11 protein-coding genes are annotated in these 13,707 nt (G+C 62.6%); all 11 read left to right on the forward strand.

Going from position 1 to position 13,707, the window contains the following annotated elements; genetic code table 11:
* Positions 1 to 13 precede the first annotated feature (13 nt).
* The 11 genes from hflK to QZ648_RS18865 all read left to right on the forward strand — a co-directional run bounded on the left by hflK (position 14) and on the right by QZ648_RS18865 (position 13,587).
* Complete coding sequence (gene hflK / locus QZ648_RS18815) at positions 14 to 1,279, forward strand: FtsH protease activity modulator HflK (RefSeq protein ID WP_169065138.1); 1,266 nt, start codon at positions 14 to 16, stop codon at positions 1,277 to 1,279.
* Positions 1,279 to 2,169, forward strand: a complete 891-nt coding sequence (gene hflC, locus QZ648_RS18820) for a protease modulator HflC (protein ID WP_169065137.1) — start codon at positions 1,279 to 1,281, stop codon at positions 2,167 to 2,169. Before hflK ends, hflC begins: the two co-directional genes overlap by 1 nt.
* A complete protein-coding gene (locus QZ648_RS18825; RefSeq protein ID WP_042330770.1) occupies positions 2,166 to 2,351 on the forward strand; it encodes a DUF2065 domain-containing protein in 186 nt (61 codons plus the stop codon). Before hflC ends, QZ648_RS18825 begins: the two co-directional genes overlap by 4 nt.
* Complete coding sequence (locus QZ648_RS18830; RefSeq protein ID WP_291997957.1) at positions 2,348 to 3,508, forward strand: ATP phosphoribosyltransferase regulatory subunit; 1,161 nt, start codon at positions 2,348 to 2,350, stop codon at positions 3,506 to 3,508. The genes QZ648_RS18825 and QZ648_RS18830 overlap by 4 nt, the downstream gene beginning before the upstream one ends.
* 5 nt (positions 3,509 to 3,513) lie before the next feature.
* Entirely contained in the window at positions 3,514 to 4,821 is a 1,308-nt protein-coding gene (locus tag QZ648_RS18835) for an adenylosuccinate synthase (protein ID WP_291997958.1), read from the forward strand.
* A gap of 238 nt (positions 4,822 to 5,059) precedes the next feature.
* A complete protein-coding gene (locus QZ648_RS18840) occupies positions 5,060 to 5,551 on the forward strand; it encodes a hypothetical protein (protein WP_291997959.1) in 492 nt (163 codons plus the stop codon).
* A gap of 198 nt (positions 5,552 to 5,749) precedes the next feature.
* Positions 5,750 to 8,404 carry a DNA gyrase subunit A gene (gene gyrA, locus QZ648_RS18845; RefSeq protein ID WP_291997960.1) on the forward strand — a complete coding sequence of 885 codons (2,655 nt, stop codon included), beginning with the start codon at positions 5,750 to 5,752 and terminating at the stop codon, positions 8,402 to 8,404.
* 106 nt (positions 8,405 to 8,510) lie between these two features.
* Positions 8,511 to 9,602, forward strand: a complete 1,092-nt coding sequence (pheA, locus tag QZ648_RS18850) for a prephenate dehydratase (protein WP_169065134.1) — start codon at positions 8,511 to 8,513, stop codon at positions 9,600 to 9,602.
* 28 nt (positions 9,603 to 9,630) lie between these two features.
* The gene (hisC, locus tag QZ648_RS18855; RefSeq protein ID WP_169065133.1) at positions 9,631 to 10,719 is read left to right on the forward strand and encodes a histidinol-phosphate transaminase; all 1,089 of its coding nucleotides are present in this window, start codon (positions 9,631 to 9,633) and stop codon (positions 10,717 to 10,719) included.
* Positions 10,720 to 10,726: 7 nt separating this feature from the next.
* Positions 10,727 to 11,632, forward strand: a complete 906-nt coding sequence (locus tag QZ648_RS18860; protein ID WP_169065132.1) for a prephenate dehydrogenase/arogenate dehydrogenase family protein — start codon at positions 10,727 to 10,729, stop codon at positions 11,630 to 11,632.
* A 2-nt stretch (positions 11,633 to 11,634) separates the two neighbouring features.
* Entirely contained in the window at positions 11,635 to 13,587 is a 1,953-nt protein-coding gene (locus tag QZ648_RS18865; RefSeq protein ID WP_169065131.1) for a bifunctional 3-phosphoshikimate 1-carboxyvinyltransferase/cytidylate kinase, read from the forward strand.
* The last annotated feature ends 120 nt before the right edge of the window (positions 13,588 to 13,707 follow it).

A 13,707-nucleotide genomic window follows, 5' to 3' on the forward strand; every position in this document is an offset into this window, starting at 1 on the left:
CCTTGGAGTACTTATGTCGCTGAATGATCCGCAGTGGGGAAATCGCGGCAACGATGATAACGATGGCGGTGGGCGGCGTCCCAATCAGGGGCCGCCTGATCTCGATCAGTTGTGGCGTGATCTCAATCGTCGTTTGTCGGGAATGTTCGACAAGAAGCGCGGCGGTGGGGACCGCGGCGGCGATGGTGGCGATCGTCCGCCGGTACAGTTCAGCCCAAAGTTCCTTGGCGGCGGCATTGGCTTGCTCCTGGTCCTGGTGCTCATCGTCTGGCTGGGCAGTGGCTTCTACATTGTCGACGCCGGGCAGCGCGGTTTGGTGCTCCAGTTTGGTCGTTACAAGGAGAGCTCTGAGCCGGGTCTGAGGTGGCGCCTGCCGTATCCGATCCAGTCGCATGAATTGGTCAACATCGCCGGCGTGCGGACGCTCGAAGTCGGTTATCGCGGCACCGAAAGGAACAAGGTCCTCAAAGAGGCCCTGATGCTGACTGACGATGAAAACATCATCAACATTCAGTTTGCCGTGCAATACATTCTCAAGGACCCCGTTGACTACGTGTTTGCCAACAGAAATCCGGACGAAGCGGTGATGCAGGTGGCAGAGACCGCCATTCGCCAGATCGTCGGCAAGAACAAGATGGACTTCGTCCTTTACGAAGGTCGCGAGCAGGTAGCAGTGACAGCTTCGCAGCTGATGCAGGACATTCTTGATCGCTACAAGACGGGGATCCTGATTTCGAAGGTCACCATGCAGAACGCGCAACCGCCGGAGCAGGTTCAGGCGGCGTTCGATGATGCGGTGAAGGCCTCGCAGGACCGTGCCCGGCAGAAAAACGAAGGCCAGGCCTACGCCAATGACGTCATCCCGAGAGCTCGTGGTACGGCCTCGCGCCTGTTCGAGGAGTCCGAAGGTTACAAGCAGCGTGTCATCGCGACGGCCGAGGGTGATGCGAGCCGCTTCACGCAGATTTATGCCGAGTACGCCAAGGCGCCCGAAGTGACCCGCAGCCGCATGTATCTGGACACCATGCAGGAAGTCTATGCGAACACCAGCAAGGTCCTGGTCGATAGCAAGGGGCAGGGCAATCTGCTCTATCTGCCGCTCGACAAGCTGATCCAGGCCGCCGGCGCGGTCGCGGCGGCGCCTGGTGGTCCGGGCAGCAGCCTGGAGGCGCCTGGTGTCGCTCGTTCGTCAGCGCCAATATCCAACGAGGTGCCACCGCAAATGAGCGAAGGACGTTCGCGCGAAACCCTGCGTCAGCGTGACCGGGGGGTCCGCTAATGAGAACGGGCATGAATGTTTTTGCGGCTCTCGTGGTGAGCGCGCTGGTTGTGCTCGGGGCGACGATTTTCACCGTTGATCAGCGCCAGCACGCGATCGTTTTCCAGCTTGGTGAAGTGCGCAGTGTCATCGACGAGCCGGGCCTGTATTTCAAGTGGCCGCTGATCCAGAACGTGCGCTATTTTGACAAGCGCATTCTCACCCTGGACGCTGCCGAACCCGAGCGTTTCATTACCTCCGAAAAGACCAACGTTCTGGTGGATTCCTTCACCAAATGGCGGATCATCGATCCCAAGCTGTACTACGTCTCGGTTGCCGGTGACGAGTCGCGTGCCAAGACACGGCTGTCGCAAACGGTCAATGCCGGCCTGCGCGAGGAATTCGGCAAACGAACCGTGCATGACGTCGTTTCCGGTGAGCGCGATCAGCTGATGGAATTGATGCGCGAGAAAGCCGACCTTGATGCGCGCAAGATCGGTGTGCAGATTGTCGATGTGCGCGTCAAGCGGGTCGAGCTGCCAAGCGATGTCAGCGAATCGGTCTACCGGCGGATGGATGCCGAGCGCAAGCGAGTGGCCAACGAGTTGCGTTCGCAGGGTGCTGCCGAGGCCGAGAAAATTCGCGCCGACGCTGACAAGCAACGCGAGGTGATCGTCGCCGAAGCCTATCGCGACGCTCAGAAATTGAAGGGTGAGGGTGACGCCACGGCGGCGGCAACCTATGCGCAAGCGTTTCAGCGGAATCCGGAGTTCTACGCCTTCTATCGTAGCCTGGAAGCCTATCGCAACAGCTTCAACGGCAAGAGCGACGTGATCGTTGTCGAGCCGAGTTCAGATTTCTTCAAGTACATGAAGAGCATCGGCCGAGGTGGTGACAACACCGCCAAATGACCGACAATCTGCTGCTTGCGCTTGCCCTCATGCTGGTGCTTGAAGGCCTGGTGCCGTTCGTGGCACCGAATGCCTGGCGTGAGACCTTTCGCCGCCTGATCCGTTGTTCAGACGGGCAAATCCGTTTTGTTGGCCTGACGTCGATGCTGATCGGCCTGGTCCTGTTGATGGTTTTCCGATGAACTGGCTGCTTCCCGAACATATTGCCGACGCGCTGCCGTCAGACGCCGCGCAGATTGAACGGCTGCGGCGCGCGTTGCTCGACCTCTTCCGCGTGCATGCCTACGAGCTGGTCCTGCCGCCACTACTTGAGCACCTCGATTCACTGCTCACTGGTTCCGGGCAGGATTTGAAGTTGCGCACCTTCAAGCTGGTCGATCAATTGTCGGGACGCACGCTTGGCGTGCGCGCCGACATGACGCCGCAGGTCGCCCGTATCGACGCCCACCTGCTCAATCGCCAGGGGGTGACCCGGCTATGCTATTGCGACAGCGTGCTGCACACGCTGCCGGCGTCGCTATCCGCGAGCCGCGAACCCATCCAGGTGGGCGCTGAAGTCTTCGGGCATGCCGGTCTGGCGGCCGATCGCGAAGTGATTCGCTTGATGGCCGATGCTTTGCAGGCGGCGGGCGTGCCGGCCGCACGAATAGACCTCGGCCATGTCGGCGTGTTTGGCGCACTGGCGGACGCCGCTGGTCTGGATGGCGAACTTGAGGGGGCTCTGCTGCAGTTGCTGCAAGCCAAGGATATGCCGAGTTTGCGCGAGCGGTGCAGCGCTATTGCTGAGCCCTGGCGCTCGGCACTGCTGGCTTTGCCCGGCCTCTACGGCGACGTTGAAACGCTGGCCGAAGCGGCTAGCGTCTTGCCGGCCCTGCCGGCCATCACGGCGGCCCTGAATGCCTTGCGCGAGCTGCACGCGGCGCTGCCGGATCTGTCCTTGTCTTTCGATCTCGGCGATCTGCGTGGCTATCGCTACCACAATGGTGTTGTCTTCGCGGCCTATCACGCGGCCTTTCCGAGTGCTATCGCGCTCGGCGGGCGTTATGACGGCGTTGGCAAGAGTTTTGGCCGGGCACGCCCGGCGACCGGTTTTTCGATGGACCTGCGCGAGCTGGCGCGGCTGACGAGCACGCGCGGCGAACAGACGGGGGCAGTGCTGGCGCCGTACGCCGCTGGCAGCAGTGCTCTGGCAGCCGCGATTGCCGTTTTGCGCGCGCAGGGTGAGGTGGTCGTCGAACTGCTGCCGGACGAAAAAAGCAGCGACGGACCGTTGTGTGACCGGCAACTGGTCGACCACGATGGGCAATGGGTAATCAAGGCAATCAACAGGGACGGATAACAAGCATGGCCAAGAATGTCGTAGTCGTGGGCACCCAATGGGGCGACGAGGGCAAGGGCAAGATCGTCGACTGGCTCACCGATCGTGCGAAGGGGGTCGTTCGTTTCCAGGGCGGGCACAACGCAGGCCATACCCTGGTAGTCGGCGAAAAGGTGTACAAGCTCAATCTGGTCCCCTCGGGGATCGTTCGCGAAGGGGTCGACTGCTTCATCGGCAACGGTGTGGTGCTGGACATTCATCACCTGCTCAGCGAAATCAAGGTGCTCGAGTCCGGCGACATCGATGTGCGTTCGCGCCTGAAGATCAGTCCTGGTTGTCCGCTCATCCTCGGCTACCATGCGGCGCTGGATCATGCCCGCGAGGCGGCCAAGTGTGCCGATCTGCGCATCGGGACCACCGGCAAGGGCATCGGTCCGGCCTACGAAGACAAAGTGGCACGGCGTGCCCTGCGGGTCTACGATTTGTTCTATCCTGCCCGTTTTGCCGAGCGCGTGCGCGAGAACCTGGACTATCACAACTTTGTTCTGACCCGCTACCTTGGGGCTCAGGCCGTCGATGGTGAAGCCGTTCTGGCGCAGGCGATGGCCGACGCGGAAGCGATCAAGCCCCTGGTGACTGATGTCTCGGCGGCGCTGTATGCGCTCAACAAGGCCGGCCATAACCTGCTTTTCGAAGGCGCTCAGGGCGCCTTGCTGGACATCGATCACGGTACCTATCCGTTTGTCACCTCGTCGAACTGCGTGGCCGGCCAGGCAGCCGCAGGATCCGGCGTCGGTCCCGGGATGCTGCATTACGTTCTCGGGATTACCAAGGCCTATTGCACGCGCGTGGGTGGGGGGCCTTTCCCGAGCGAACTGGATATCGAGAAGGAAGGCCTGCCGGGCTATCAGATGTCGCAGAAAGGCCGCGAATTTGGTACCGTCACCGGACGCAAGCGTCGCTGTGGATGGCTCGACGTGGCTGCACTCCGGCGTTCGATCCAGATCAACGGGGTGACCGGTCTGTGCATCACCAAGCTCGATGTCCTCGACGGCTTGTCCGAGTTGAAGATCTGTACCGGTTATCTGCTCGACGGAAAATCTGTCGATCTGCTGCCAATGGGCGCCGACGACGTCGCGGCTTGCGAGCCGGTGCTCGAAACCCTGCCCGGCTGGTCGGGGTCGACGGTCGGCGCGAATACCATGGAAGCGTTGCCGGCTGCGGCGCGCGCGTATCTGGCGCGCATCGAAGAGCTCTGTGACGTGCCGATCGATATTGTTTCGACCGGGCCGGAGCGCGGCGAGACGGTGGTTCACCGCCATCCGCTGGGCTGATTCCGCCTGAGCTGAGCTTGTGTTGATCTGAGCTGGCACGCGCTTCTCGTTCCCTAGCGCTGCGACCATCGGCTCTGCATCGCCATTGCCCAGCGCCGGGCCGTCGTCCTGCCTGCCCGGCAACTGCAGCAAGGGCAGGCCGCGGGCGATTCCTTCGAGTTGTCCGGTGTGCTATCGTACGATCGCCGCAGCGGGGATATGCCGTCGCATATCGACCAGGCATTCAGGAGAGACAGGCATGAATCGAGAGGAGCTCCGTGACCAACTGCTGGCGCCGGTTTTCCAGTGGAGCCGGCTGGGGCGGCAGACCAACCGCTTGATGACGGGCAGCAGCGCGGTCATCAGTTACCGTACTCGCCGCCTGCTGCGCGCAGGCGCATTTTCGCGGCAGGCAGATTGGGACGAGGTGGCCCGGATGACTCGCGAGAAGGTCGAAATTCCTCTGCAAGCCGCAACTGCGATGGCCGTGGCGATGCTTCCTGTCGTCAAACAGTTCTGGACGCACACCGGGCAGTCGATGTTGGCTTGCAGCAGCGACAGTATGTCACTGCTCGGCAGTCGTGGCCCCGAGGAGTTTCGCGAGCGGCAGGCGGATCTGTGCGCCACCTTGATCAACGTCAGCGTCGGTTGGTTGCGGGTCTTTGGCAGCCTTGCCGAGGTCGCCAGCCAGGGCGTGGCGCCTGTGCTTCGCCAGGTGCAGGGCAACGCCGAGCGACTCGGAAAGCGCTGATCTGTTGATCGCTGCCGGCGAGCCGATCTTTCAGCTTGCCGGGTGTACTTTGCCGTCCCCTGCTTGACCGGAGTGCGCACAAAACCTTCGCAAATCAGCCACTCGCCGCGCCAGGGGAAGGGCTTGGCGTGCTAGAATCACGGGCTTGATCAAGACGATGACATTCCTCCGGAATGTCTCGTTGACAGCGGAAAAAAGATGGAAGCCTTCGCCAAAGAAACCCTGCCCATCAGTCTCGAAGACGAGATGCGTCGATCGTATCTCGATTATGCCATGAGCGTGATTGTCGGCCGTGCCTTGCCCGACGCTCGCGACGGCCTGAAGCCGGTGCATCGTCGTGTTCTCTTCGCCATGCACGAGTTGTCCAACGACTGGAACAAGGCTTACAAGAAGTCGGCGCGGATCGTCGGTGACGTCATCGGTAAGTACCATCCCCATGGCGATATGGCGGTCTATGACACGATCGTACGCATGGCGCAGAATTTTTCTCTGCGCTACATGCTGGTCGACGGGCAGGGCAACTTCGGCTCGGTAGACGGCGACAATGCGGCGGCGATGCGCTACACCGAAGTGCGCATGGCGCGAATCGGGCACGAGCTGCTGGCCGATATCGACAAGGAAACCGTCGATTTCGGGCCCAACTACGACGGCTCCGAGCAAGAGCCGCTGGTCATGCCAGCGCGCATTCCGAACCTGCTGATCAACGGTTCGTCGGGTATCGCGGTAGGCATGGCGACGAACATTCCACCGCACAACCTCGGTGAGGTGGTGGACGCCTGTCTGGCCTTGCTGGGCAACGCGGAGGTGACAATCGACGAGCTGATCGCCATCATGCCGGCTCCCGATTTCCCGACGGCCGGCATCATCTACGGCATTGCCGGTGTCTGCGAAGGTTATCGGACCGGGCGCGGGCGGGTGGTGATGCGTGGTCGGACGCATTTCGAGGACCTCGAAAAGGGTAACCGCCAGGCGATCATCATCGACGAGCTGCCATATCAGGTTAACAAGCGGACCTTGCTCGAAAAAATCGGCGAGTTGGTCAACGACAAGCGCATCGAGGGCATCTCCGATCTGCGCGACGAGTCCGACAAGTCGGGCATGCGCGTGGTCATCGAGCTCAAGCGTGGTGAAGTCGCCGAGGTGGTGCTCAACTGTCTGTACAAGCAGACGCAGCTGCAGGACACCTTTGGCATGAACATGGTGGCGCTGGTTGATGGCCAGCCGCGGCTGTTGAACCTCAAGCAGCTCCTCGAGTGTTTTCTGTGGCATCGCCGTGAAGTGCTCACTCGGCGCACGGTGTTCGAGTTGCGCAAAGCGCGCGAGCGGGCGCACATCCAGGAAGGTCTGGCGGTGGCGCTCGACAACGTCGATGAGATCATTGCGCTGATCAAGGCGTCGCCGACGCCTGCGGATGCCCGTCGGGGCTTGATGGCCAGGACGTGGACCTCGCCGACGGTTGCCGAGATGCTGCGTCGCGCCAAGCTCGATGCGACTCGCCCGGACGGTCTGGCTCTCGAATTTGGATTGTCCGAGAGCGGTTACCTGCTTTCGGAGGCGCAGGCGCAGGCCATTCTGGAGCTGCGTTTGCAGCGCCTGACCGGCCTCGAGCGCGACAAGATTGTTGCCGACTTTGGCGAACTGCTGACGCGTATTGCCGATCTGATGGATATCCTGGCGCGACCCGAGCGCATCACCGCGATGATCGTCGAAGAATTGACCGGGATCCGCGCCCAGTTCGGCGACAAGCGGCGCTCGGAAATCGTCATCAGTACGCAGGATCTCGGCATTGCCGATTTCATTACCCCGGTCGACATGGTGGTGACGCTTTCGCGCACCGGCTATATCAAGTCGCAGCCACTGGCCGAGTACCGTGCGCAGCGGCGCGGTGGGCGCGGCAAGCAGGCGGCGGCGATGAAGACCGACGATTTCGTCGATCGCCTGTTCGTTGCCAATACCCACGACTCCATTCTCTGCTTTACCAACCGCGGCCGGGTCTACTGGCTGAAGGTCTACGAAGTGCCGCAGGGAACGCGTACCAGCCGCGGCAAGCCGGTGGTCAATGTCTTTCCCTTCGAGGACGGCGAAAAAATCAGCGCCATCTTGCCGATCAAGGAGTTCGCCGCCGATCGCTACATTTTCATGGCCACTTCGCAGGGGACGGTGAAGAAGACGCCGTTGTCTGATTTCTCCAATCCACGCAAGAGTGGCATCATCGCGGTCGCCCTCGACGATGAGGACTTCCTCATCGGCGCCGAGATCACCAATGGCAGCCAGGACGTGATCCTGGTTTCCGATGCCGGCAAGGCGGTCTGGTTCGACGAGGAAGACGTACGCCCGATGGGGCGTACCGCACGCGGTGTGCGCGGCATGCGGCTTGGTGACAAGCAGCAGGCCTTGTCCTTGCTGATTGCTGATAGCGATCAGCAAACGGTGCTTGTGGCCACCGAAAACGGCTTCGGCAAACGCACGGCGCTGGCCGATTTCCGCCATTCGGGGCGCGGTACGCAAGGGGTCATCGCCATCGCCGCCAGCGAACGCAACGGCAAGGTGGTCGCCGCGCGCCTGGTTTCCGACGACGACGAAATCATGTTGATCACCACCGGTGGGGTTCTGATCCGCACCCGGGTCCGTGAGATCCGCGAACTCGGCCGGGCAACGCAGGGGGTCACCCTGATTGCGCTCGACGCCGGTGAAAAGCTCGCCGGCCTGGAAAAAGTCGTCGAGAGCGAAGAGGACAGCGGCAGCGAGCTGGATGAGAATAGTGAGCTGGATGAGAGCAGCAGTGAGCCGTCGGAGCAGGAACCGGCCGCTGAACCCGAGCCGGATCCTGCTGCTGATCCCGAACAGGAGTGAAATGCATGGCCCGCTTGCTTGATCGCCGCGGTCGAGCTGTCCCGTGCCTGCGCCCGCTGGCCGCTTGCTTGTCACTGCCGCAGGCGGGACAGGCGGCGCACGTTCGATGAGCGACGAACTGCAGCGCGAATTGGCGCTTGTCCGCCAGGAGATCGATGGCCTCGACGGGCAACTGCTCGAACTGCTTAACCAGCGTGCGCGCTTTGCCCAGCAGGTCGGCGAGATCAAGGCGCGTCACGGTGAGGCGGGTTTCATTTATCGCCCCGAACGTGAAGCACAGGTCTTGCATCGCATCCAGGAAGAGAACGCGGGGCCTCTCTCGAATGAGACCGTGACCTGGTTCTTCCGCGAGGTCATGTCCGCCTGCCTGTCGCTCGAACAGCCCTTGGGCATTGCTTTCCTGGGCCCGCTCGGGACCTTTTCGGAAAGCGCCGCGACCAAGCACTTCGGCCACGCCGCGCGCTTGATGCCGCAGATTTCGATCGATGATGTTTTTCGGGAAGTCGAGGCCAGCCATGCTGATTACGCGGTGGTCCCGATCGAGAACTCCACCGAGGGAGCGATCGGGCGTACGCTCGACCTGTTGTTGACCACGCCGCTGAAGATCTGTGGCGAAGTCGTCTTGCGCATCCACCAGCATCTGCTGTCGAACGAGGCGTCGCTGGGTGAGGTCAAGAAAGTCTATTCGCACGCCCAGTCGCTGGCGCAATGCCACGAGTGGCTGAACCGTTCCCTGCCGCACGTTCAGCGTATTTCAGTGGGCAGCAATGCGCAGGCGGCACAGTTGGCGGCCGCCGAGGCGGGTGCGGCGGCGCTTGCCGGGCAGGCCGCTGCCGACCGCTATTCTCTGCCGCAACTGGCCAGCAATGTCGAAGACGAACCGAACAATACGACGCGTTTTGTCGTTCTCGGCCGCCAGGAGGCCGGACCTTCGGGGCGCGACCGGACGTCCTTGATCATGTCGGCACATAACCACACCGGCGCCCTCAGCAAGCTACTGGCGCCGTTTTCCGATGCTGGCGTGTCGATGACCCGGCTCGAGTCGCGCCCGGCGCGGCATACTCTGTGGGCCTATGTCTTCTTCGTCGACCTCGAAGGTCATCGCGACGATGGCGCGGTCGGGGCGGCGCTTGCCGAACTTGCCCGGCGTGCGCCCTACCTGAAGATCCTTGGCTCCTACCCGATGGCCGCCTACTAGGCCGGGCGAACTTTTTCGAGGAACGCAGATGCCACTCCACGAACAATCATTGCCGTACATACGCTCCATTTCACCTTACCAGCCGGGCAAGCCGATAACGCAACTGGCACGCGAGTTGGGCCTGGATGTTGAGAAAATCGTCAAGCTGGCTTCGAACGAGAATCCGCTCGGCATGAGTCCCAAGGCGCAGGTGGCGGTGGCTGCGGCGATCGCCGGCCTGTCGCGTTACCCGGATGACTTCGCCCTGAAGAAGGCGCTCGCCGAGCGCACGGGCCTGGGAATGGAGCGTATCGTTCTCGGCAACGGTTCGAATGACGTGCTCGATCTGGTGGCGCGCGTCTTTCTGGCGCCAGGCCGCTCGGCAATTTTCGCGCAGTTCGCTTTTGCCGTCTATCCGCTGGCGACGATTGCAGCGGGCGGCGAGCCGATTGCGGTGGCGGCCAGCGACTACGGCCATGACCTGGACGCCATGCTGGCTGCCATCCGGCCGGATGCGCGACTAATCTGGATTGCCAACCCCAACAACCCGACCGGCACGTTTCTGCCGTATGCGCAGCTCAAGGCGTTTCTGCAGGTGGTGCCCGAGGATATTGTCGTAGTTCTCGACGAAGCCTATAACGAGTACCTGCCGCCCGCCGAGCGTGTCGACACCACCGCCTGGCTGGGCGAACATGCGAACCTGGTGATCACCCGGACTTTCTCGAAAATCTACGGCATGGCCGGTCTGCGCATCGGTTACGCGCTGTGCTCGGCGGCAATTGCCGACTTGATGAATCGTGTTCGCCAACCGTTCAATTGCAACAACCTGGCCCTGGCGGCGGCAGTGGCGGCGCTCGACGACTACGAATTCGTTGCCAGGAGCTACGCCCTGAACCGTGCGGGCATGGAGCAGATCGTTGCCGGCCTGAAACGACTTGCTTGTCGGCATATACCGTCGCACGGTAACTTCGTGACTTTTTGCGTGCCGGACGCGGCGGCGGTGAACCACAAGCTGCTCACGAACGGGGTCATCGTTCGCCCGATCGCGGCCTACGGGATGCCCGACTGGCTGCGTGTGACGATTGGCAGCGAACGCGAAAACAGCCGTTTCCTCGAGGCTTTGGAGCGCTCCTTATGAGTCGTTCATGCGCGGGTGTGCGGCCGTGAGCGGCGCGGCTCCCTTGGGCAAGGTCGTGGTCTTCGGCGTTGGCTTGATCGGTGGCTCGTTTGCGTTGGCACTCAAGGCCGCCGGGCAGGTCACGGAGGTGGTCGGTTTCGGGCGCACGCTTGGCTCACTGACGCAGGCGCTGGAGTTGGGGATCGTCGATCGCGCCGGTTTCAACATCGGCCAGGAAGTGTCGAATGCCGACCTGGTGCTGATTGCCACCCCGGTCGGGACGACTCCCGAGCTCATGGCGCGCATTGCGCCCTGCCTGGGGTCGCAGACGGTGGTGACTGACGCCGGCAGTACCAAGGAAGACGTGGTCAAGGCCGCGCGCGCATGCTTTGGCGAGCGCATCGGGCAGTTCGTTCCGGCGCATCCGATTGCCGGCGCCGAAAACAGTGGCGCACTCGCCGCACGGCCTGATCTCTATCAAGGGAAGCAGGTGGTGCTGACGCCCTTGCCCGAAAGCAGCGAAACGACCGTCGCCCGCGTACGCGCGGCCTGGGAAGCCTGTGGCGGTCTGATCTGCGAGCTGGCTCCGGCGGAACACGATCGTATTTTTGCGGCGGTCAGCCATCTGCCGCATTTGCTGTCGTTTGCTTTGGTGCATGACCTGGCGCGCCGCGACAACCGCGAGCTCCTGTTCGCTTACGCGGCCAGCGGTTTCCGAGACTTCACGCGCATTGCCGCCAGCCATCCCGAGATGTGGCGCGACATCTGCCTGGCCAATCGGCAGGCACTGCTCGAGGAGCTCGATCGCTACCGCGAGCAGCTCGACGAACTGCGCGATGCCCTGCAGCGGGGCGACGGTGCCAGCCTCGAAGCGACTTTCGACATTGCCCGTACGGCACGACGCGAGTGGGCCGAGAGCAAAACAAGGACTTGAACGTGGACTTCATCGATCTGCCGCAACTGCTCGCTGCGCGGGGCACCGTGCGCTTGCCGGGTTCGAAGAGCATTTCCAATCGCGTGTTGCTGCTGGCGGCGCTGGCCAGCGGCGACACCGAGCTCCGCGACCTGCTGCAGTCGGACGATACGGCACGCATGATCGATGCGCTGCGGACCCTGGGTGTCAAGGTCGAGGCCTTGGCCGACAGGCGCTTTCTGGTCAGCGGCGTCGGTGGCGTTTTTCCGGTTCGCGAGGCTGATCTTTTTCTCGGTAATGCGGGTACTGCCGTCCGCTCATTGACCGCAGTGCTGGCCCTGGCCGGTGGCGATTATCGACTCTCCGGTGTCGCGCGCATGCACGAACGGCCGATCGCCGATCTCGTTGACAGCTTGCGGCAGCTGGGTGCCGAGATCGCTTACGCTGCGCAGGACGGCTTTCCGCCCTTGCTGATTTCGTCACCGACGCCTGGCTCTGCGGCTGTGGTCCGAGTACGCGGTGACGTGTCGAGCCAGTTTCTCACCGGCCTGCTGATGGCTTTGCCCCTGCGCACTGTCGCGACGACGGTCGAAGTGGTCGGCGAATTGATTTCGCGACCCTATGTCGAGCTCACGCTGGCCAGCATGGCGCGCTTTGGCGTCGAGGTGGTTCGCGAGGGCTGGCAGCGTTTCACCGTCCCGGCCGCTAGCGCGTATCGCTCACCAGGGTTCGTTGAAGTCGAAGGCGATGCGTCGTCAGCATCCTATTTCCTGGCCTTGGGAGCGCTTGGCGGCGGTCCGCTGCGCGTTGAGGGCGTGGCTCGCGACTCGCTTCAGGGCGACGTGCGCTTTGCCGACGCGCTGGCCGGGATGGGCGCGAAAATTACTTTCGGAGACACCTGGATCGAGGCGGCGGCTGCCGCTGACGGCCGGCTGCAGGGCGTCGATCTGGACTGCAATCACATCCCGGACGCGGCGATGACCCTGGCGACCGTTGCTCTGTTCGCCGACGGAGCGACGACTTTGCGCAACATCGCCAGCTGGCGGGTCAAGGAAACCGACCGCATCGCGGCGATGGCCAGCGAGTTGCGCAAGCTCGGTGCCCGGGTCGATAGCGGCGACGACTTCATCCGCGTCGTGCCGCCTGCCCGAGCACAGGGTCTGCGTCCGGCGGCGATTGCCACCTACGATGACCATCGCATGGCTATGTGCTTTTCGCTGGCGGCGTTGGGTACGCCACTGCGCATCAATGACCCGGCGGTGGTCAGCAAAACCTTCCCGGACTACTTCGAGCGTTTCGCGGCAGTCACCCGGCCTGTGCCGGTGGTGGCTATCGATGGCACGTCGGCATCCGGCAAAGGGACGGTCGCGTCGCGCGTTGCCGAAGCGCTGGGCTGGCATTACCTGGATTCCGGGGCGCTCTATCGCTTGACCGCCCTGGCGGCTCGCCGGGCCGCGATCGCTTGGGATGATGAAGCGGCTGTCGCGGCGATTGCGACCAATCTCGACGTTGACTTTTCCGGCGGCCTGATCAGCCTCGCCGGCGAGGAGGTCGGCGACGCCATCCGCAGCGAGGAAATCTCTGCTGGCGCGTCGCTGGTGGCGGCACTGCCGGCAGTGCGCGCCGCTTTGCTTTTCCGGCAGCGGGCTTTCCGCCGCTTGCCCGGCCTGGTGGCCGACGGGCGCGACATGGGCGCGGTGGTCTTCCCGGATTCGATGACCAAGGTCTTCCTCACCGCGAACGTCGCGATACGCGCTGAGAGACGTCATAAGCAGTTGATCGAAAAAGGAATCGCTGCTAGTATTGCAGCCCTCTTGCTGGATCTGCGCGAACGTGACGAACGGGATAGCCAACGTAGCGTCGCTCCGATGCAGCAAAGTGCGGATGCTGAATTGCTCGACACGACAAACCTGACCATAGCCACGGCGGTGGCGCAGGTGCTGGAATGGGTCAACAAGGTCTCCGATAGTGGGTGAAACGGCTCTGCCGTTCACCAAAGGTGTTGCCAGTTCCACGCCTCATTTCGTCGGCGCAGTGGCTGTTCCGTTCAGGGTCGGCCAGTGCAGTGTCCGCGCTCACCGTTCTGGTGAGCGCTG

This window comes from Candidatus Accumulibacter sp. ACC012 (genome assembly GCF_907163155.1).
Lineage (GTDB): Bacteria > Pseudomonadota > Gammaproteobacteria > Burkholderiales > Rhodocyclaceae > Accumulibacter > Accumulibacter delftensis.